Here is a 21,193-nt window from a genome sequence, read left to right on the forward strand (position 1 = left end):
GAAAGTTAATTTTTTTTGTATAGCCACGCTAATAACCATCTCCTGTTGGCATGGTAAATAAATTATATTTTTTAACAAATTATCCACTGCTTTTTTAGCACCTGCGTAAGCTTCGTTATAATAATCATGCACTAAAATAACGTCTAAATTTATCATTTTAGGATAAAAGTACTCAAGTCCTGCTAAGATAGGTTCATATAGGTCACAATCTATATTTACAAAGTAAAATTTTTCTTTTTCTAAATTTTTATCATCTTGCACATTTTGTGGAAACCAACCCTTTTTAATGATAATATTTTTTAGATTTTGCATTTTTGACATAACTAAATATAAAAGTATCGCTTAAATGTCCTTTTTATGGTTTTGTTTAAGGAAATTTCACAAATCTTTTTCACTAAAACCTTAAAAGCTATCAAAAAGATAAAGTTTTTTATCACAAAAATGCACGTTAGTCTCATTTGCAAATTTTCCTTGAAAAACTCAAAGTTCAGCCACATTTCCCTTTTAAATCAAATTCCTTACATTGCATAGCAAAATTCTTTAAAAATAAAATTCTAGTCTTTATTCTTAAAAAGCCATAACTGCTATCTATTTTGACTAATGGGATATTAAAATTTTTAAGTAAGTTGTTTTGGTATATCATACATACCAACTAAAGATGCGATTATAATTTTATCAAATTCGTAGTTTTTAAGTTCATTTGGATTTTTAATATCTAGGATATAGATTTTTTCTTTATGAGATATTTCTATTGTATCTTTCCACTTTTTAGGGTTATTATCGACAAAAAATAAAACTTCATTTTTATCGCTTACCTCCCCCCCCCATAAGTTTTTTAAAGATATTTATCCCAGAGCTACCTGCTCCAAAAATAATAACTTTTTGCATTTTTTCTCCTTTAAATAAATTTGCGTTAATGATATATTAAATTAATTTGAAAATACCTTGCAAACCTGTAATCATCATTTTTGCCCCAACTGCTACTATAAATACTTGAGTAATTCTTGCTATTACATGTAAGATTAAGGTGCCTAAAATTTTTTCAATGGTGGCTGCGTAATGAAATAAGATAAACAAAAATAAAAAAGATGCTAAGACCGAAAAGGTAGCTATTAAAAGCCCTGAAAGTTCAGATATTACTATAACAGTTGCTAAGGTACCAGGTCCTATAAGCATAGGAAAGGCCATAGGTACAAGACTTTGTTTTAAAAGTTCTTTCTCACTCATTGTTTTAAAATGTGAAAAATCCTGCGTTTTGGCTGAAAAAAGCAAATTTTTTATAGACATTACAATGAGTATTAGACCTCCGCCCACTCGTAAATCATCTAAATTTATTCTAAATACATAGGACATAAAAAAAGGACCTGTAAATAAAAAAACTAAAACTATTATAAAACCCGTATAAAGTATAGCCCTAAAAAGTTTTTTTCGCAAAAGCAAGGGCAAACCCTGACTCATTGCTAAAAATTGGGTTAAATTCCCAAAAGGATTTAAAACTGCAAGTATAGTAACACAGGCAAGTAAAATGGCCTCTACTTCGTTTTCTAAAATCTCAAACATCGCTTTTAAAATCAAGGCTAATTGAATTTACGCAGTGCCTTATATTTTTATGCGTAAAGCCCTCGCCTATAAAAATATGACCTAAATGACCCCCACAATTTGCACAGACAATCTCAGTTCTTCTTCCGTCTTTATCAGGAATCTTCTTAACACTATCCTTAATCTCATTATCAAAGCTAGGCCAACCACAACCTGATTTAAATTTATCATTTGAGTTATAAAGTGGCACGCCACACTGCTTACAAAGATAAATTCCTTTTTCATAAAAATCATTAAATTTACCAGAAAATGGTGCTTCTGTGCCTTTATCTATAATAACTCTTTTTTCTTCGTCGCTTAAATTTTTCATATCAAACCTTTAAAATTTTAAAAGCCTTATTATACTAAAATACCCTTATTTATTAAAGGGTTAGTATGAAAGAATTTTTTTCTAGCATAGAAAAAATTTTGTATGAAAATGATTTAGGGCTTAAATTTAAGGAATTTGAAAACTTTTTTGATGATTTTAAAAGTACTAAAATAATATTTAATATGCAAACTATACCTCTTGAAAAAGATTTAATTAATACGAATTTAAAGGTACTGCACCCAACTCGCATAAGAAGACCAAAATCTACAAATAGCAATACGGCCTTGGCTAAGATTATACACTCTGTTGCTCATATTGAATTTTGTGCTATAAATTTAGCCCTTGATGCCTTGTATCGTTTTAAGGATTTGCCTATGCAATTTTACAAGGACTGGCTAGAAGTAGCAGACGAAGAGATTAAGCATTTTAAGCTTTTAGTAAGGGCCTTAAATGAGCTTGGTTTTGAGTATTCAAGTTTTGCTGTGCATAATAATTTATATGAGGCCATGAATTTAACAAAAGATAATTTAGCACTTCGTATGGGCGTGGTACATAAGGGCTTAGAGGCAAAAGGACTTGATGCAAATCCTTTTGTAATAGCTAAAATTCAACATTCTAATAATCCTATAAAAAGTTATATAGAAGAAGTTCTGAAAATCATTTTAGAAGATGAGATAAAGCATGTTAAAAAGGGCAATATCTGGTGGGAATTTGCTAAAAAAGATATGGACTTTTTAAGCATTTGCAAGGACTTTAATCAATTTTGTTTAGCTGGAAAAAAGCTAAATATTCACGCAAGATTAAGGGCTGGTTTTAAAAAAGAAGAATTAATCAAGCTAGAAAATTTTTATAATTAAACTCAATCTAAAATATATTTGTGATATTGTGTTCTTTGATTTGTTGGCGAAAGTGAGTTTTAAAATTTCGCTTAAATCTATTATATTAGTATATTTTTTAAGCATATTATTGTACCACTCACTTCACATTTTTTTAAATATAAAAATATGACTAATAAAGAAATTTAATCCCACCAAAGTGGCGAGGTATTATTTAAATTTAAATTTATTCAAGCTTTCATTGAGTTTAATGGCTTGATTGTTTAACTCATTTGAATATGATTGTATTTGCTTGTCAATTTGTGCAAGTTCTCTAACACAATCTACTATAAAGCCATTATTTTGAAGGCTTGAACTAGTATTTTTATGGATAATATTCATTTATTTTATATCTTCAAGCGGGGTAGAAATGACCTTATTTATAGTTTCAGCAAGTTTTTTCATATCATATTTCATGGTGATTGACTGATCTGCAAGTTCTCTTCTAGTTTTTTGAGTTTTCTTGCATTTGGGTACTTATGTCATCAATTGACTTTAAAAGTTTTTTTACTATTGCATCAGTTTGGGTTATTGATTGTTGAGTTCTTTCGGCTAAGGAGCGAACTTCATCGGCCACCACGGAAAAACCACGTCCATGTTCTCCAGCCCTAGCTATTTCAATGGCTACATTAAGGGCCAGTAAATTTGTTTGGTCTGCAATGTCAGTAATAATCTTTAATATATCTAAAATTTCTCTTGCTTTGTTGTTTAAGATATTAAAATTATTAGTGATTTCTTGTACTATCTTGGATATTATCATAAATGCTATCTATGATTTGTTCTGTTATTTTAGAATCGCTTATTACCATTTCAAGATGTGCTTTTGTCTGTTGTGAGTGATTAACGTTAGTTTGAACTGCTTTTTGATTAAGCTCACCTAAATTTTTATTTTTATCACTAATGCTAGTATTGTCGCTAAGATTTTTAGAAATATTCATAAAAGAATCTGAAATTTTAAGATTTTCACTAGTTTGCTTAGAAGTTTGTGAAATGATATTTCTTGTATAATCTATAAAGGTATTAATAGGCTTTGTGATAAACCTTATATCATCGTGACTTCTAACATCTATTTTTTCTGTTAAAATTTTATTAGATATGATAAAATCAATCTTTTTTGTGATATTTCTTAGATTACCTAACATATTTTTAATTATAGCAATGGATAAAACAAGGGTTACTAAGATTATCACTGCTTCAAGTATAATTAATATTAAAAAATACGATTTTAAATCAGAAATAATTTTGCAATATTTAAATTTACCCCACTTACAATCTTATCTTACACATTTTTAAGACATCAATCTTTTGAGTAATGGTATCAAACCAAGTTTTAGCAGGTACGCCGTATTCTCCTTGAGTGTACTTTGCTATTAAGATATCTCTCATTTTTTGTACTTCGTTAAAACTTTTATCATTAATAGCATTATCATAAAAGGCTATATCATCTTTATTTGCAAAATTTTTAAAAAGCTTTACAAAGGCTTCTTGTTCGGTTATTAGACTTAAAAATTTATTATAAGCTGCAATTTGTGTTGGCATGCTTGTAACAAAGATAGCATTTGCAGTGGCCCTTTCAAGACCTGCTCTTTCTTTTGCATATAAAAAATTGACATAAGCTAGGGTTTGTGTGGCTATATTAATATTATCAATTAATTTAATTGTATTAAACTACCACCTAAAAGTACGTCAATGGTGTTTGTATAATAATTCACGGTTTGACCTGTTAATGGGGTTGAGTTAATAGACTCATCGGCGTTTTTTCTAGTAGTAGAAAGTTTTTGTAATTCTTCTATACCATTTTTTAAATATCCTAAATAAAGTTCATTAACATCAGTGGTATTTTTGATAAAATCAAGTAAATTTTTATGCTTTTCATCTGTTAATTTGCGTTGATTAACTAATTCATTTGCAAAGGCCTTTCCCTTGCTAGATAAAAAACCAGCACTCATACCTCTTTCTTTTTGCATTTCATGCACTAACTAGATATTCTTTCTGATATAAAAATTTGATTTTGTAGTTGTATATTTTGCTTTACTAAGCTATGAGTTCTGCTAAGTTCGTATACTAAGAAAAAAGTAGGGCAAGGGATGGGATTAAAACTAATGAAGAGCTTAAAAAATAAGCAATTTAAGCATAAAAATTTTAGTAGATTTTTTTGAAAAATGATTTATTTGTTAAATTTTTTTGTTTAAATTATAAATTTTTATATTTTTACAAGGGCTTTAAAGATTGATATTTTAGGCATTTAATGCTTTTTTAACTTTTGTTTAAAGATATTATAAATAGCTTATTATTTGATTTTACTTTAAATTTGACTGGGCATTACCATTTTACACAATAATTTATAAATTGTTACAAAATTTATCGTTTTTTAATGCTTTTTGCTAAAAAAATACATAAGATTATAAGAAAACTAACGCAAAGCACTTCTATAATGATGAGTATTATAAAATATGATTTTAGCTTTAAGATTATTTGATTTATCTCTTCTTTAAGCTCATTTACAAGCTCATTTTCTATATCTTTTAATAAATCAATCTTTTTGGTAATAGTATCAAACCAAGTAATTACATTTACATTATATTCCCCTAAGTTATGCTTTGCATATATAGTACTTCTCATGTTTTGAACTTCTTCAAAAATTTGATTTTGGCTTATTTCATTATAAATATCTATGTTAGTTAAGGACCCTAGCGATTTAAATAAGTTTATATAAATTTCTTGCTGGGATACAAGGGTTAAAAATTTGGTGTAAGCGTTGTTAGAAAGGGCTTTATTAGTGATAAAAATATCATTTACAAAGGCCCTTTCTATCCCTGTTTTTTCCTTTGCATATAAAAAATAAGTATAAGATAGACTTTTTCTAGCAATATTAGCATTATTTATCAATTTATTTGCATTTAGGGAGTTATCAAGCAAATCTTGTATGGTGTTTGAATAATAATTTAGAATTTCATTGATTAAATTTTCACTTTTTAAACCATTATCAACATTGCTTCTAATCTTTGTAATAAGTTTTAAATTTTCAATCCCTTGGTGTATTAAATATATATAATTTACATTAACATTTTTCATTTTTTCAATGAAAAGCAACAATTGATTATATTTTTTATCACTTTTTAGTCTTTGGGCTTTTAACTCGTTTGCAAAACGTTCTTTATTGCTTGATAAAAAGCCTATACTCATTCCCCTTTCTTTTTGCATTTCGTGTATAAGGGCTGAGAATTTTTCAGAGATTAAAATTTGATTTTGTAATTTATCGTTATCATCTAGTAAAAAATAGGTTTTATTAAGTTCATTTGCAAGAAAAAAAAATATAGCAAATAAAGGAGCAGTAGCAAGTAGCATAATCTTAATTTTTAGGTTAAATTTAGTAATCATTAATTTTTCCATTAAAAGTTTTGAAAAATATTATAATCATTATTTATTAAATGAATTTTAAACAAAAAGATTTTTTTTAAATATTTTGTAAATGAGTTTGTAAATTTCTAAAATTATCAAAGCCACTTTTAGAATTAATCTTATTTTCTAAAAGCTTTAAAAACTCAGTTCTGTCTATATTTTTAGCACCCATAAATTCTAAATGCTTATTATAAACTTGACAATCTATTAAAAAATTATATTCTTTTAATAGTTTGCAAAGTGCGATTAAAGCTATTTTTGAGACATTTTTTTTAAGGCTTACCATGCTTTCTCCAAAAAACATTTTACCTATGATAAGTCCATAAATTCCACCTATTAATTTATCATTTTCATAAAGTTCAAGGCTGTGTGCTACTCCTTTTTTAAAAAGGGTGTTATAGGTCTTTATAAATTCATTATCTATCCAAGTTTTTTCCCTATTTGCACAAAGTTTAATAAGGCTTAAAAAATCATAATCAAGCCTGAATTCATAGCAGTTTAAAAATTTTTTTATGCTTTTTTGTATGTGAATTTGATTTGGAAATAAAACGCAACGTGGATTTGGACACCACCAAGTAACAGGCTTACTAGTCCAAGGAAAAAGCCCAAATTCATAGGCATTTATTATAAAATCACAATCTAAATTAGGGGTTAAAAAAACGGGGGCATCACTCGGGGCGTTTAATAATTTAGAATACAACTGAGATTTGTTCATTTTTATCAAGCTTGATTTTAGCCTTACCACCTTTTTTCAAGCGACCAAATAAAATTTCATCGCTTAATTTTTCGCCGATTTGTTCGCTTATAACGCGTTTTAAAAGCCTAACGCCAAATTCCTTTTTATAAGCTAGTCTTGCTAAATGAATTTTTACCTTCATATCAGCACTAAGACTTACGATTTTTAAATTTTGTGAAATTTCATCTAATTCTTTTTGAACGATTTTTGCTAAAATTTCATCATCTAAGTCATTAAAATGTAAAATTTTATCTATTCTATTTATAAATTCAGGTGCGAAAAATTCCTTTATAGCCCTATCGTTTTTTTTACTTGTAGAGCTTAAAAAACCAAGTTCGTTATTATCTTTTAAACCTAAATTTGAAGTCATTATTATAATGGTATTTTTAAAATCAGCCTTTAAGCCACTATTATCTGTTAAAGTTGCATTGTCAAAAATTTGCAAAAAGGTATTGCTAAGGTCAGGGTGTGCCTTTTCTATCTCATCAAAAAGCACTACGCTAAAAGGATTTTTTCTTATAGCATTACTTAAAAGTCCACCTTCTTCATACCCTACATATCCAGCTGGAGAGCCTATTAGCTTACTTAAAGAATGCTTTTCTGCATACTCACTCATATCAAAACGTTCTAAATTTAAGCCTAAAAAATTTGCTAACTTCTTACAAAGTTCAGTTTTTCCAACTCCACTTGAACCTGTAAATAAAAACACACCCTTTGGTGAATTTTGATTCTTAAACCCTGCCCAGCTTTGCTTTAAACTTGCACAAAGTCCATCTATTACTTCATCTTGTCCAAAAATTTTTGTTTTTAAATTTGAGTTTAAATTTAAAAGGGCCTTATTTGTATCAAGTTCAAAAATTTTATGAGAATGAGTCATTTTTGCTAGTGTATCTTCTAAATCCTTTAAGCTAGGCGTTCTTTTTTTCTTTGCGTTTAAAACAAAGGAAGCCCCAAGTTCGTCGATTAAATCAATAGCACTATCAGGCAAGAATTTATCATGGAAAAATTTCTTAGCTAATTCAACGCAAGCCTTTAAAATTTCATCATTTAATTTTATATGATGAAAGCTTTCATATTTGCTTTTTAAGCCTTTTAATATAAGCAAACATTCTTCTTCGCTTGGTTCATCGACATTTATCTTAGCAAATCTACGACTCAATGCCTTATTTTTATCAAAGGTATTTTTATATTCTAAAAAGGTAGTAGCCCCTATACATTTTAAGCTACCATTGCTAAGTGATGGTTTTAATAAATTCGCACAATCTGCATTATTTTCACCGGCTGCTCCAGCCCCAACAATGGTATGAATTTCATCTATAAATAAAATAGCATTTGGCATTTTTTCAAGTTCATTTAAAACACTTTTAATGCGTTTTTCAAAGTCACCTCTATACTTTGTACCCGATAATAAAGCACCTAAATCAAGGCTATAAATTTGAGCATCTTCTAAATTTTTTGGCACTTCTTTGTTAGCAATCTTTAAGGCTAGTCCCTCAACAATAGCTGTTTTTCCAACACCGGCCTCGCCTATTAAGATAGGATTATTTTTCTTTCTACGAACTAAAATTTGCATCATTCTTTCAAGTTCGAAATTTCTTCCTACTAATGGGTCTATTTTACCATTATTTGCAAGGGCTGTTAAATTTATAGTGTAAAGATTTAAATTTTCTACATTATTCATATTTTTTAAGGATGAAAGCTTATCTAAGTTTAGCCCATGTTTTTGAAGTAAATAGCTAGAATACGAACGTTTATCAATTAAAATTTGTTCTAAAAAATCAACTATTTTAATATTTATTTTTGGATTTTTCTTTTTAAAATTATTTAAAATTTCATCAAGTACAACAGAAACTATAGGAGTGGTATTTTTTTCCTTTAAAATCTCGTTTTTATCGGCTATATAGCCTCTAAGTTCCCTTTCTAAAAGCTCAAAATCTCCATCTGCGTACTCTTTAAAAATTTCCTTAAAATTATTGCTTAACTTTAAAAGTGCAAAAAGTACATGTTCACAAGTTATAAATTCATGGTGATTTATCACGCTTAAATGTTTTGCGTTATCAAAAAAACTTTTTAATTCTTCATCGTATTTCATTATTCTTCTTCTACTATGCTTTGTAATGGAAAATTTGCAAGTCTTGCAGCACTTCTTACCCTTTTTTGCTTAGAAAGTGCTATTTCTTGGCTATAAATGCCACAAATTCCACTGCCCTTATTGTGTATATCAAGCATGATTTTACTAGCACTATCCATATCGTGTCCAAAAATATTCATTAAAATTTCAACTACAAAGTCCATAGTGGTAACATCATCATTTATTAATATAACCTTGTATAGTTTTGGTTCTTTAAGTTCGATATCTTCAAGTGTTTTTTCTTTAGGCATTACTTTTCCTTAATCCTTTGTATATCAGCTTGCATTAAGCTTGTAGGCACCTTGCCAAGATAAAATTTAACCATCTTACTCTCATTATAATAATCGCTTAAATCCTGATAAACTCCATTTTTAAGCATAATTTTAAAGGGCAACTGTTCCATGTGTTTATAATCAATGTCTGATAAAATTTGGGCTATAATCTTATCATTATCCTTAGAATTACTTAAAAAATAATAGGCCTTATAATCATCGGCAAATTTTTTCACCACTTCATCACTAACATCTTCAAAATGAGTTAGACCTATTATTAACAAATCTTTATTATTGTTTCTCCAAAGCTTGGTAAGTTCGCTTGCTTCTTCTTTACATGGTGCACAAAAGGTACCAAATAAATCAATTAATACAATCTTATCTTCTTCATTTTCAACCACAAAACCATTTTGCGTTCTAACTAAGGTCTTAGAACCACCATTTACGCTTTGAAGTGTGATTTTATCATTTAATTCATAGTGTTTAAACATAAAATCATTTTTAACTATCTCTTCACCACTACAAGCACAAAAATAACAAGCACAGCATAAAACAAGCAATAAGCTTGTAAGTTTTTTCATATTTATCCTTTTTTTAAAAATAAAAATTAAATTTTAACATTTTTGATTTAATATTTAGATATTTTTATAATTTTTCATAGCCATTTTTGCGTCTAAATCAGCTTGTTTTTTCTTTAAACTTTCTCTTTTATCGTGTAAATTTTTACCCTTTGCAAGTGCTAAGGTCGCTTTAACCTTGTTTTTATCATTAAAATATAAATCTAAGATTATTAAAGTAAAGCCTTCCATGCTAACCTTGCCAAAAAGTTTATCGATTTGCTTTCTATGCATTAAAAGTTTACGGGCCCCTTTTTCTTGGTGCTTATAAAAGGCGTGAGTTGTATTTAAGCAAGAAATATGGGCATTTAGTAAAAATAATTCTGATTTTATAATCCTTACAAAAGAATCCTTTAAATTCGCCCTACCTGCCCTTAAAGATACCACTTCGCTACCCTTTAAAACAATACCAGCTTCAAATTTTTCTATTATAAAATAATCAAAAAGCCCCTTTTTATTTCTAGCAATAATTTTCATTTTTTAGCCTTAAAAATAGTACTTCCACTACCACTCATAAAAAAATTTTCATCTAAGTACTTTTTCATTTTAGGATATAAATCAACGCAGGGTTTAAATAAATCATTTAGCAAGGTATTTTTTTCTAATAAAAGTTCTTTTGAATTAATTTGTTCTAATTTTTTAGCTATTTTTAAATTTTCACTAAAATCAATATTTTTTTTATCAAATTCCTTATAAACAGCCTGTGTTTGGCATTTTATATTAGGCATTATAAGAGATAAATCTATCTTTTCATCATTAAATTCTTTTAAAATTTCCCCACAACCACTTACATTTGCACTATTAAAGCCAGATATAAAAAAAGCTATATCACTACCTAGTTTAATGCTTAAAGTTATTAAATCTTCTTTTGTGTATTTTAAATTTAATTCTTCATTCATCATTATTAAAAAGGCTGCACAATCACTACTTCCACCTCCTAAACCAGCACAATGAGGGATATTTTTAATAAGCTTTAAGCTTTTATCTTTAAAAAATTCTTTTAAACTTTCTTTATGCCCTAAACTAGCTAATAAATCATAGGCCTTAAAGATAATATTATCATCAAAATTAACATTGCTAATTAACTCAAAGCCTTCTTTATTTTTATCATTAATTAAAATTAATTCATCAAATAAATCATTGATTAAAACAAAGCGAGAGCTTAATAAATGGTACTTTCTACTATCAAGTCCTAAAATTTTTAAAAAGATATTAATCTTTGCTTTTGCTTTCATTTTTGTGAAATTTTTCCCTTAATGCTTTTAATTGCTTGATATCGCTTTTATGAAGTACGGAGTGTAAATTTTCATCCTTAATTTGAGCTATTAATTCTTTTCTTAAAATAACTAAGGATTTTGGGGCCTTAATGCCTATTTTAGCATAGCCTTTGCCTGTTTGAACGATAGTTATTTCAATATCGCGTCCTATTTGTATGCTTTCATTTTCTTTTCTTGATAAAATCAACATAGCTTACTTTCCAAAATATTTTGGCAAAGTTTAGCACAATTTCATTTAACAAAGCTTTTATTTTAAAAATTCATTCATATCCTGCAAGGCCTTAAAGATATTTTGTCTGTTTTTAATATTTGCGTGATTTGAATAATTTATATCCTTAAAAGATAGCACGCCAAGCTTGTTTATTAAAATGATTCTATCCTTTTCGATTATGGCATTTTCAAGGTAAGACCCAGCTATAAAATACTCTCTTTGCGTCAAATTAAATAAATTTTGCCCCAAGCTATAAGTTTTAGGGTTATTTTTAACGCCAAAAACTTCTTGCATTAAGGTAACTGGTATATCATAAGCAGTACTTAAAGTATCAATTTCTTGTCCTTGCTTTAAGGGGTGTTTTACAATGAGTGGAATTTTAATTTGAGTATCTGTAAAATTGCCATTGTGACCAAAAAAGCCCTTTTTATTGTCATCAAATTCCTCGCCATGGTCTGAACTAATTATAATTATAGTATTTTTATCTAGGTTTTTTTCTTTTAAAAGTTCTAAAAGCTTATTTATATTTGTATCAGCGTAATAAACAGCGTTTTGATAAAGATTAAAAAACTTAGTTTTTTCTTCATCATTTTTTAAATTTAGTTGATTAGGCTTTGGAATGTATGGATTAAACGGTGTTTTAAAATCTGGTGGAAAGGAAAAGCCATGTATATTATCAAAAAATATAAAAGAAAAAAATCTTTCATTATCCTTTAAATTTGTCAAAAATTCCTTAAAATCACTTATACATTCTTCATCCCTTAAATACGCAGGATTAGGCTTTGAACCAAATCTTAGATTATTTTCTTGATTAAAGATATTTTTATAAAATTCAGGCTTATTAAGACTTGCTGAGGTAAAAACGCCTAGCTTATAATCATTCTTATAAGCACTTTGAAGTAGGGCTGGAATGGTACCAGCATTTAAACTAGCATGCCAGTAATTTGGACTTATCCCATAGAAAAGCCCAAAAATTCCACCTCTTGTAGAATTTGAACTTGAATAATGATTTTTAAAAACAAGGGCATTTTTTGAAAAAGCATAGCTTAGTGGCATATTTGTTTCATTTAACATATCAAATCTAAGCGAGTCATTAATGATTAATAAGATATTTAAGGGCTTTTTCTTATTTTCATCAAAGATTAAGTCTTCTTTTGGATAATCAAAAACGCTTGATTTTGAAAGAGAAATTTTATTATTATGCAGTTCATCCTTGCTAATTAAGCCAAGTCTAAGCATCATATTATTTGCAGTCAAGGGCTTAAAAAGTGGTAAGCGATTTATAAAATCAGTTGTATTTATTAAATTTTTTGCATTTGAATAAGCATGATTTAAATTTGCAAAAATAAGGCAAAAAAGGGCAGTTAAAACGAAGTATCTAACCTTAAATTTATTAAGCATTTTAGCTAGGTAAATAATAAAAAAGGCATATAAAATAAGACAAGCAATTTCAATAAAAGAGCGAATTTTAAGTGAAGTACTTAACTCAATCACGTCCCCACCATTAAAAAATAAATCAAGCATGGCTAAATTTAAATGAAAGCGGTACAAAGAAAATAAATGGCTATCTATGGCTAAAATCACAAAGGCAAGGCTTAAAATTAAAATTTGAAAAAAGATACTTAGTTTATTTTTTATAAAAAGAAAGGGCAAAATTAAAAGAGAAATTATAAAAAAATATATGAAAAAATGCCCCAAAGAAGCTATATAAAAAAAGATTAAAGTCAGGTTAGTACTTTCACTTTTTAAAGGTGCAAAAAAGCTAGAATAATACAAGGCAAGTGGCAAAGAAAGTACGCTAAGCCATAAGATATATTTAAATTTTAACATTTTTTATTCCTTTGGTATATTGTTTAAAAGGTAAGAAACCTTTTCGTCTTTAAGTTCTATAATGCTGAAATTTTCTTTATTTTCTATATAATAAATTCCATTTTCTTGCACTTTTAACTCATCTTTATTTAATTTTGCTCCAAATTTTAATTTATCTAAGTTATCAATAAAATTTGGTCTTAAATTTAAGGTCTTTAAGGCATTTAAGCTTTTTTCATTTTCATAGATAAAATTGCCTTCTGCTATTCTTTCAAGTGAACTTAAACTTGCATTAATGCCTAATTTTTTAGCAAATAACTCACACCAAGAACGAACATACCCTCCCTCGCTTAAAATTATTTTGATATTTAAAAAGGGGTGATTATAACTTACTATATCGCATGAAAAAACCTGCATTTTACAAGTTTTTAATTCTATCTTTAAATCCCTTTTTGCAAGTTCATAAGCCCTTATGCCATTAATCTTTTTAGCACTAAATTTTGGAGGGATAAAGTTAAGTTCTCCAAGTAAGGAATTTTTAATATCTTCTAAAAAATGTAAATCAAAGGGCTTTAAAAGATTTAATTTTTCTATATTGTGCGTATCAAGGCTTTTTGATTTAAGCCCTAGCCATATTGTAGCCTTATATATTTTTTTATTTTTATCTAAAAAGCGAAAAAGTTTGCTAAATTTGCCAAAGGCTATTATTAAAACGCCTTTTGCAAAGGGGTCAAGAGTGCCAGAATACCCAGCCTTTTTTACCTTGTACTTTTTTTTAAGTTGCGTTAAAAAGGCGTTTGAGCTTAAATTTATAGGTTTTTTTGCAACGAAGAGTTTATTCATTGATTTTAGCTAAAAAAGTAGATAAAAGAATTCTAGTCTTACCGCTAAAATTTACGCTTACAAAAATTTCATTTTTTTTATGTTCGGTTACTGAAATAACTTTTCCAACGCCAAAAATTTTATGTCTAACTAAATCATTCTTTTTAAAATCATCGCTTTTATCTTGTTTATCTTTAAATTCTATATCTTCTTGCTTTTGAGCTTCTTCTTTTATAATCTTACTTTCTTTTAAGAAACGACTTTTTTTAAGGTCAAATTCTATACGCCCATTGCGTATTCTCTTTTTTGAGTAGTGAAAATTAAGCTGTTTTCTTGCCCTAGTAATGGCTACATATGCTAGTCTTCTTTCTTCTTCCATGTCACTAGACAAAGTACTAATTGGAAAAATTCCTTCTTCAAGCCCAACTATAAAAACATAATCAAATTCTAAACCCTTACTAGCGTGAATACTCATTAAATAAACATTATCTTCTTTTTCTTCCATGTTATCTTGGTCGCTTAGTAAGGAGATATTATTTAATATTTCAATTAAATTAAGTCCTTCTTTGGATTGTTCTTTTAAATCAGAATAAAAAGAATCTATATTTTCAAGCCTATCCTCATCGTTTAAATGTTCTTTATAATATGCCCTAAGTCCTATTTTTTCTTCAAAATTTTCAAATATTTCTAAGCAATTTTTGCAACCCCTTAAAAATTTTATACCCTCTATGAAATTTTTTATTTGATTGTCTGTTTTAACGCTAAAATAGCCAGTATTTGAGAGATTAACAAGGCTTTTAAATAAGGGTTGATTATGTTCAAAGGCCTTTAATTCAAGCATATTTAAGGAAGTTTGTCCAAAGCCTCTTAAAGGGCGATTAATGATTCTTTTAAAAGAATAATCATCATCTAAATTTACAATCAATCTTAAATAAGCGATGATATCCTTAATCTCTTGCCTTTCATAGAATTTTATACCACTTAATAATTTATAAGGAATTTGCTTTTCTAAAAGGCTTTTTTCTATATTCCTTGAAAGTGCGTTTATGCGAAATAAAACAGCTATTTCACCAGCCTTTACGCCTTTGTTTAAAAGATTTTTAATATTTGAGCTTAATTGTTCACCTTCTATCCTTTCATCAGCACTTTCATATACTCTAATCTCTTCTCCTACTTCTTGAGTACATATTAAATTTTTACCTAATCTTTTTTGATTATTTCTTATAAGTTCATTTGCAGCATCTAAGATAACGCCAACTGAACGATAATTTTGTTCTAGGGTTATTCTTTTTACATTTTCAAATTCTTTTTCAAAATTTAAGATATTTTCTATCTTAGCACCTCTCCAAGAATAAATACTTTGGTCATCATCTCCCACAACGCAAAGATTATCATGGCTAAGGCATAAATTATTTAAAATTTTATGTTGTAAAAAATTTGTATCTTGGTACTCATCAACCGTTATATATTGATAAAAAGAACTTTGAAATTGTCTAAATCTATCATCTTGTTCTAAAATTTCATTAGTAAGTAAAAGCAAGTCATCAAAGTCAACAAAATTATATTTTAATAAATATTTTGTGTATTTTTCATAATATGTAATTAAATTTTTAAAATTCTTTTCTGTAAAATCATAATCTTCACAGAAAAAATTCTCGTATTTTTCAATATTATTTTTGAATTCCAAAGCACTTATAGCTTGATTTTTAAGCCGTGAAATAGCATTTATAAATTTATTTACTATCTTTTTATCAAATTCATCTTCTATAATTTCTCTTTTTAAAATGCCCTTTACATCATCGCTATCTTGTACAGAAAAATCACTTAATCTATTTAGCCTATGTATGTGAGCCCTTAAAAACAAAAGGCCAAATTTATGAAAGGTACAAAGCAAGGGGTTTATATCACTTCTTTCTATCATATTTAAAGCCCTTTGTCTCATAACACTAGCTGCTTTATTTGTAAAGGTTAGGGTTAGGGTATTTTGTGGGGCAATGCCTACTTCTTTTATCAAATAAGCCAGTCTTGTAGTTATAGTTTTAGTTTTACCACTACCAGCCCCTGCTAAGATTAATAAAGGGCCATCAATATGACTTGCTGCTTGTTTTTGGCTTTCATTTAAGCTATCAAAAAGTGTTGTCATTTTTTCAAATTCTTATTGTTTGGATTATTTAAAAAAAGTTTTTTTGAATTTTGTGTTAAATGCTTTTTATCACACTCGCCCTTATAAAGGCTAAAATTTACAAAAATAACACTATTTTCAACTTGAATTTGATTAATAGCTGCTAAATTTAAATTAACTAGGGTTTCATAATCATCAGGTCCAAAACCTGCCTCAAAAAAGAGTTTATCTTTTTCAAGAGAGATTGACTCAAAGGTATAACCTGCAAGGGCAAACACGCTAAGGGCGTGATTTTGTATACCAAATTCTTCAGGTAAAGGTGGGTTAAAATTTACAAATTTGGTATGTACAACTATGTTAAATTCAATACCTCCATTAGTTAGCATTTTAATAACATCATAACAATGACTTGTCATTAAAGCCACAAATTTATTATCGGCTAAAAATTTATCTAGCATGTTTTATCCTTGTTTTAAAACTAAAAATTCATTAAGTATTTTTTTTACTTCCTCAATGCCTATTTGCCAAAATTCATCATCATCTATATCAAAACCAAAGCTTGAAATAAGTTCTTTTGGACTTTTAGAACCTCCACTTTCAAGTAAATTTATATATAAATTGCTAAAATTGTCACATTTTCCACTCTTATAAAGCCCATAAAGTGCTAGTACTAAAAGTTGGGCATAAGCATAAGCATAGCAGTAAAAAGGAGAGTGTATGAAATGAGGTATATAAGCAAACCAAAGTGCGTAATCATCGCTTAAATGAACGCTTTCTTTAAACATTTTTTGCGATTCTTCCATCCAAATTTTACTTAATTCTTCTATACTTAGATTATTCTCACTTGCATGAATTCTTCTTTCAAAGGTGGTAAAATTTATCTGTCTATACAAGGTAGCAAAGATATCTTCAAGCTTAGTAGCATAAAGGGCGATTAACTCATTTTTTTTAAGCCTTGTTTTTACATAATCAAAAACAAGCATTTCAGCAAAAACAGAGGCAGTTTCAGCTGTAGTTAAAGGGGTATTTTGATTTAAAAAACTAACCTTATAGCTAAGTTTTTGGTGTATGCTATGACCTAATTCATGTGCTAGGGTAAATAAATCTCTTCTTGTATTTGTGTAATTTAATAGTATAAAAGGGTGGGTATCAGGCACACTAGAATGAGAAAAAGCACCCCCTTGCTTATTTAAAGCAGGATATACATCTATCCAGCCTTCATCAAAGGCACTTTTGGCTATTTCTTTAAATTTAGGCGAAAAGGCATCAAAGGCTTTTAAAACTATATCCTTGCTCTTTTCAAAATCAAACTCACTTTCTTTTCCAATAGGGGCATATCTATCATAATCCTTAAGCTTTGCAAGTCCTAAAATTTGTTTTTTTCTTTTATAAAAGGTATCTACTATGTCAAAATTTTTTTCTACTATGTTTATTAAAGAATCAACGCTTTTTTGTGAAATTTGATTGCTTAAATGCCTCGGGGTTTCAGCACTTTCATAGCCCCTTAAATGGCATTTTGTACGAAGCTCTGTTTTAATGGTATTTAAAATAAAGCTTAGCAAATGGGCATTTTTTCTTAAAACCTTACTAAAGGCCTTTGCAGCTTTTTTTCTATCACTTCTTTTAGCACTATAAAGCTTACTTAAAATTTCTTCTTCGCTTAATTTTTTACCATTAAAATTTATCCTAAGTCTTGCCATGCTTTCATCAAAAAGGCGAGAAAAGGCATTTGCCCCACTATTTGAAAGATGAAGCATAATCCTTTCTTCTTTTTTGCTAAGCATGTATTTTTTTTGTTTTATCAAAGTTTCTAAATAATAGCCATAATTTGTTCCACAATGACTATAATTATTAATAAAGCTTATAATTTCCTTGCTTTTTTTATCACTTAAAGCACAAAATTCAAGCTCAAAAAATAATAAATTTTCTTCAATCTTCTTACTTTCTTCTTCAAATTTAGCTAAAAACACACCCTTACTAGTATCCTTTGCAAATACTAAATAAGCATAGGTCATAATTTTATTTAAAGCAAGATTTAATTTTTCAAATTCTAATAAAACGTTTAAAAATTCATCATTACTAAGATTTTTTAACTTACCTTCATTTTCTTTAAAGGCTAGTGATTTTGAAATAGTATCTTGTGTATAATCAAGCAAGTCGTTTTCATCCTTAAATAAAACGCTTAAATCCCATTCTAACATTTTTCACCTTTCTAAAATAAGTTTTTTCAATACAGCCATTCTAATGGCAACGCCGTTTTTAACCTGCTTTAAAACAAAGCTTCTATTATCATTTAAAACTTCATCGCTTATATCAATATTCCTATTTACAGGACCTGGGTGAAGTATGATTACTTTGTGTTTGTCTAAAAGTCTTAAATTTAGACAAAAATCATTTGCATAATCTTTTAAGGAGGCATAAATGCTTTTATTATGTCTTTCAGTTTGAGTTCTTAAGTTCATAATAATATCTGCACTTTTAATTAATTTTTCATCAAGCTTATAAGCCTTATTTAAAGGCGATTTTGGCATAAAATGAGGAGGGGCAACAAGGGTTATATTTAAACCAAAACGAGTTAGAAGTTCTATATTTGAAGAAGCCACCCTTGAATTTTTTATATCTCCTATTATTAAAATGTGTTTATTCTTAACCTTGCCTTTAAAATGCGTAAAAATGGTAAATAAATCAAGCAAGGCCTGGGTAGGATGTGCATGTTTTCCATCGCCTCCATTTAAAATAGGACAATGAATATGCTTTGCCAGGATATGAGGAACGCCTGAATTACTATGTCTTATCACAATAGCATCAGGGCTCATTGCATCCAAATTTGCAGCCGTATCAAAAAGCGTTTCTCCCTTACTTGAACTACTTCTTGAAACATCAAGTCTTAAAACACTAGCACCAAGGCGGCGAGCCGCACTTTCAAATGAAGAAAGAGTCCTAGTTGAGTTTTCAAAAAATATAGTTGTCACACTTTTTTTACTAAGTAAAGTTCTAGCCTTTTCATCTAAAAATTCCTTAGCATCTTCGAAAAGTTCTAAAATTTCATCTACTTCAAGGTCTTTTGTAGTTATAAGATGCCTCATTTTTGTCCTTATATTCTTTGAGTTTTTATTTTATCAAATTAAGGTTAAAAATTGCTATGAAGTTAAAAATTAAGTCTTAAATCATTACATTTTTTTGCTAGAATATGCCGTCTTTTTTAGACTAATTCAATCCGAAAGGAAAAAAATGTATCTATTCACTTCCGAAGTTGTAAGTCCTGGACACCCTGATAAGTGTGCAGATATAATCGCTGATACAATAGTGGATATACTTTTGAGCAATGACAAAGACTCAAGAGTGGCGAGCGAAATCTTTGTCGCAGGAAATAAAGTAGTAATTGGAGGCGAGATTAAGTCAAAGCATAAACTTTCTCGTGCAGATTATGAAAATTTGGTAAAAGGTGCCTTAGAAAAAATAGGCTATGATGGTAAAAGTGCTTTTAGCAAAGAACAATGCTTGCACCCAGATGACATAGAGATATTGCTTTTCATAAATGAACAAAGCCCTGAGATTAATCAAGGGGTAGACCAAGAAAGTGGTGAGATTGGTGCAGGAGACCAAGGCATTATGTTTGGTTTTGCAAGTTGCGAGGCCCCTGAATTTATGCCAGCAGCAATTTATTATGCTAGAATGATTTGTAATAAGGTCTATGAGTATGCAAAGGCTCACCCAAACGAACTTGGCGTAGATATAAAAACTCAAGTTACTATTGATTATGAAGATAAGAAAAATTTCGAAGAATGTAATCCTAAGCACATTCATACCATAGTAGTATCTGCACCTTGCGTTGAAAGTATGAGTATAGAAGAGGTTAGAAAACTTATTACTAAGCTTATTTTAGAAAGTAATTTACCAAAAGAACTTTTCAATCCCGATAAAACAAAAATCTTAATAAATCCAACAGGTAAATATGTAAGTCACTCATCCTTACATGATAGTGGTTTAACAGGAAGAAAACTTATAGTTGATAGTTTTGGAGGATATGCCCCAATTGGAGGTGGTGCGCAATCTAGCAAAGATTATACAAAGGTAGATAGAAGTGGACTTTATGTAGCTAGGTGGCTTGCTAAGCATATAGTGGCTGCAAATTTGGCTAAAAAATGTGTGGTTCAATTAAGCTATGCTATAGGGGTTGCTAAGCCTATATCAATTAGCGTTGATTGCATGGGTACAAATTCAAAGCTTGATGATAATATTTTAAGCGAATTTATCACTAAAAACTATCCTCTTACCCCAAAGTGGATAACTCAAAAATTTGCCCTTGACAAGCCTTCTAAAACGCATTTTTTATATGCAAATGTAGCAGCTAGGGGTCAGGTTGGTCAAAAGGATTACCCTTGGGAGCAACTTGATGAGTTAGATAAATTTAAAGATTTGCTTTTGCATTCTTTTGAACTATCACTTTAAAGGCTTTAAGCCTTTAAGGTTTTTTAGGATTTTTAATAAATTTCAAATAGATTTTAATTTTTTTATATCATTAATCTTAATGAAAATAGGGGTATTAATATTTTAAAAAATAAAAACAAGCAAAATTTATAAATTCACAAGGGAATTTTTAGGTTTTATAGAAAGCTTTTAAAATATATATATACAATGCATAAATATTAAAAAAGCTTTTAAAAATTTTTAATTTGTCGTGCTATTTTTACAATACAATAATAAGGCCTTATAGTATAAGCTATTTTTTTCTTCATCAGGTAATAAATTTAAATCATTTATCTTTATTATCACATTGCATTCATCTTCTGAGGGCTTTTTATCATTGATAAATTGTTTTATATAATTTAAAGCACTTGTAGAATCTGTAATATCCGAACTTGTAGAAGTACTGCTAGAAGAGGTACTATTTTTATTTAAGACAGATTTTAAATCAAAACCACTCATAAATAACACAGCTATTAATATAGCACTAAATTTAATAATTTTCATTTTTTATCCTTTTTAAAAAATTGTAACATAAATAAA

At 28.5% G+C, this 21,193-nt stretch carries 23 protein-coding genes and 2 pseudogenes; 2 read left to right on the top strand and 23 right to left on the bottom strand.

Annotated features, from left to right (window positions below; translation table 11 throughout):
• The 3 genes and pseudogenes from FMM58_RS04550 to FMM58_RS04560 all read right to left on the bottom strand — a co-directional run.
• Window positions 1–312: pseudogene (locus FMM58_RS04550) on the bottom strand (TylF/MycF/NovP-related O-methyltransferase); the annotation flags it as partial.
• A gap of 612 nt (window positions 313–924) precedes the next feature.
• Entirely contained in the window at window positions 925–1,560 is a 636-nt protein-coding gene (locus FMM58_RS04555; RefSeq protein ID WP_150140324.1) for a MarC family protein, read from the bottom strand.
• On the bottom strand, window positions 1,553–1,909 hold the full coding sequence (locus FMM58_RS04560) for a methionine-R-sulfoxide reductase (protein ID WP_150140326.1): 357 nt from the start codon (window positions 1,907–1,909) through the stop codon (window positions 1,553–1,555). The genes FMM58_RS04555 and FMM58_RS04560 overlap by 8 nt, the downstream gene beginning before the upstream one ends.
• Before the next feature lie 65 nt (window positions 1,910–1,974).
• Between FMM58_RS04560 and FMM58_RS04565 the strand changes: the two genes are divergently transcribed.
• The gene (locus FMM58_RS04565) at window positions 1,975–2,766 is read left to right on the top strand and encodes a ferritin-like domain-containing protein (protein ID WP_150140328.1); all 792 of its coding nucleotides are present in this window, start codon (window positions 1,975–1,977) and stop codon (window positions 2,764–2,766) included.
• A gap of 189 nt (window positions 2,767–2,955) precedes the next feature.
• Here the strand turns inward: FMM58_RS04565 and FMM58_RS08690 are convergent, their stop codons facing one another.
• The 19 genes and pseudogenes from FMM58_RS08690 to FMM58_RS04655 all read right to left on the bottom strand — a co-directional run bounded on the left by FMM58_RS08690 (window position 2,956) and on the right by FMM58_RS04655 (window position 19,269).
• Window positions 2,956–3,126 carry a hypothetical protein gene (locus tag FMM58_RS08690; protein ID WP_190317947.1) on the bottom strand — a complete coding sequence of 57 codons (171 nt, stop codon included), beginning with the start codon at window positions 3,124–3,126 and terminating at the stop codon, window positions 2,956–2,958.
• Between the two features lie 103 nt (window positions 3,127–3,229).
• Window positions 3,230–3,475: pseudogene (locus FMM58_RS09235) on the bottom strand (methyl-accepting chemotaxis protein); the annotation flags it as partial.
• Window positions 3,476–3,509: 34 nt separating this feature from the next.
• The gene (locus tag FMM58_RS04575; RefSeq protein ID WP_150140332.1) at window positions 3,510–3,974 is read right to left on the bottom strand and encodes a hypothetical protein; all 465 of its coding nucleotides are present in this window, start codon (window positions 3,972–3,974) and stop codon (window positions 3,510–3,512) included.
• A 76-nt stretch (window positions 3,975–4,050) separates the two neighbouring features.
• Window positions 4,051–4,443: a nitrate- and nitrite sensing domain-containing protein gene (locus FMM58_RS09140; RefSeq protein ID WP_150140334.1), complete on the bottom strand. Its 393-nt coding sequence runs from the start codon at window positions 4,441–4,443 to the stop codon at window positions 4,051–4,053.
• The gene (locus tag FMM58_RS09145; protein WP_150140336.1) at window positions 4,434–4,751 is read right to left on the bottom strand and encodes a nitrate- and nitrite sensing domain-containing protein; all 318 of its coding nucleotides are present in this window, start codon (window positions 4,749–4,751) and stop codon (window positions 4,434–4,436) included. Before FMM58_RS09145 ends, FMM58_RS09140 begins: the two co-directional genes overlap by 10 nt.
• A gap of 394 nt (window positions 4,752–5,145) precedes the next feature.
• Window positions 5,146–6,165, bottom strand: a complete 1,020-nt coding sequence (locus tag FMM58_RS04590; protein WP_190317948.1) for a nitrate- and nitrite sensing domain-containing protein — start codon at window positions 6,163–6,165, stop codon at window positions 5,146–5,148.
• 76 nt (window positions 6,166–6,241) lie between these two features.
• A complete protein-coding gene (gene aat, locus FMM58_RS04595) occupies window positions 6,242–6,901 on the bottom strand; it encodes a leucyl/phenylalanyl-tRNA--protein transferase (protein WP_150140339.1) in 660 nt (219 codons plus the stop codon).
• Window positions 6,876–9,014: an AAA family ATPase gene (locus tag FMM58_RS04600; protein WP_150180444.1), complete on the bottom strand. Its 2,139-nt coding sequence runs from the start codon at window positions 9,012–9,014 to the stop codon at window positions 6,876–6,878. Before FMM58_RS04600 ends, aat begins: the two co-directional genes overlap by 26 nt.
• The gene (locus FMM58_RS04605) at window positions 9,014–9,304 is read right to left on the bottom strand and encodes an ATP-dependent Clp protease adaptor ClpS (protein ID WP_150140343.1); all 291 of its coding nucleotides are present in this window, start codon (window positions 9,302–9,304) and stop codon (window positions 9,014–9,016) included. The genes FMM58_RS04600 and FMM58_RS04605 overlap by 1 nt, the downstream gene beginning before the upstream one ends.
• Entirely contained in the window at window positions 9,304–9,906 is a 603-nt protein-coding gene (locus FMM58_RS04610; protein WP_150140345.1) for a TlpA disulfide reductase family protein, read from the bottom strand. Before FMM58_RS04610 ends, FMM58_RS04605 begins: the two co-directional genes overlap by 1 nt.
• A 54-nt stretch (window positions 9,907–9,960) precedes the next feature.
• Entirely contained in the window at window positions 9,961–10,419 is a 459-nt protein-coding gene (smpB, locus tag FMM58_RS04615; protein WP_150140346.1) for an SsrA-binding protein SmpB, read from the bottom strand.
• Complete coding sequence (locus tag FMM58_RS04620; protein WP_150180445.1) at window positions 10,416–11,177, bottom strand: 4-(cytidine 5'-diphospho)-2-C-methyl-D-erythritol kinase; 762 nt, start codon at window positions 11,175–11,177, stop codon at window positions 10,416–10,418. The genes smpB and FMM58_RS04620 overlap by 4 nt, the downstream gene beginning before the upstream one ends.
• Entirely contained in the window at window positions 11,155–11,409 is a 255-nt protein-coding gene (csrA, locus tag FMM58_RS04625) for a carbon storage regulator CsrA (RefSeq protein WP_150140349.1), read from the bottom strand. Before csrA ends, FMM58_RS04620 begins: the two co-directional genes overlap by 23 nt.
• A gap of 57 nt (window positions 11,410–11,466) precedes the next feature.
• Window positions 11,467–13,260 (bottom strand): sulfatase-like hydrolase/transferase, encoded by a 1,794-nt coding sequence (locus FMM58_RS04630; RefSeq protein ID WP_150180446.1) that lies wholly within the window; start codon window positions 13,258–13,260, stop codon window positions 11,467–11,469.
• 3 nt (window positions 13,261–13,263) lie between these two features.
• Window positions 13,264–14,082, bottom strand: a complete 819-nt coding sequence (truB, locus tag FMM58_RS04635) for a tRNA pseudouridine(55) synthase TruB (protein ID WP_150180447.1) — start codon at window positions 14,080–14,082, stop codon at window positions 13,264–13,266.
• The gene (locus tag FMM58_RS04640) at window positions 14,075–16,204 is read right to left on the bottom strand and encodes an ATP-dependent helicase (protein WP_150180448.1); all 2,130 of its coding nucleotides are present in this window, start codon (window positions 16,202–16,204) and stop codon (window positions 14,075–14,077) included. The genes truB and FMM58_RS04640 overlap by 8 nt, the downstream gene beginning before the upstream one ends.
• The gene (locus FMM58_RS04645) at window positions 16,201–16,641 is read right to left on the bottom strand and encodes a hypothetical protein (protein ID WP_150140358.1); all 441 of its coding nucleotides are present in this window, start codon (window positions 16,639–16,641) and stop codon (window positions 16,201–16,203) included. Before FMM58_RS04645 ends, FMM58_RS04640 begins: the two co-directional genes overlap by 4 nt.
• A gap of 3 nt (window positions 16,642–16,644) precedes the next feature.
• A complete protein-coding gene (locus FMM58_RS04650; protein WP_150140360.1) occupies window positions 16,645–18,384 on the bottom strand; it encodes a M3 family oligoendopeptidase in 1,740 nt (579 codons plus the stop codon).
• A 3-nt stretch (window positions 18,385–18,387) separates the two neighbouring features.
• Window positions 18,388–19,269: an aspartate carbamoyltransferase catalytic subunit gene (locus FMM58_RS04655; RefSeq protein WP_150140362.1), complete on the bottom strand. Its 882-nt coding sequence runs from the start codon at window positions 19,267–19,269 to the stop codon at window positions 18,388–18,390.
• Between the two features lie 145 nt (window positions 19,270–19,414).
• Between FMM58_RS04655 and metK the strand changes: the two genes are divergently transcribed.
• Window positions 19,415–20,635, top strand: coding sequence for a methionine adenosyltransferase (gene metK / locus FMM58_RS04660; protein ID WP_150180449.1), 1,221 nt, complete (start codon window positions 19,415–19,417; stop codon window positions 20,633–20,635).
• Window positions 20,636–20,854: 219 nt separating this feature from the next.
• On the opposite strand, the gene FMM58_RS04665 is transcribed toward metK, so the two are convergent.
• Window positions 20,855–21,157 (bottom strand): hypothetical protein, encoded by a 303-nt coding sequence (locus FMM58_RS04665; protein WP_150140366.1) that lies wholly within the window; start codon window positions 21,155–21,157, stop codon window positions 20,855–20,857.
• Window positions 21,158–21,193 lie beyond the last annotated feature (36 nt).

Source organism: Campylobacter sp. LR291e (assembly GCF_008633915.1).
GTDB lineage: Bacteria > Campylobacterota > Campylobacteria > Campylobacterales > Campylobacteraceae > Campylobacter_D.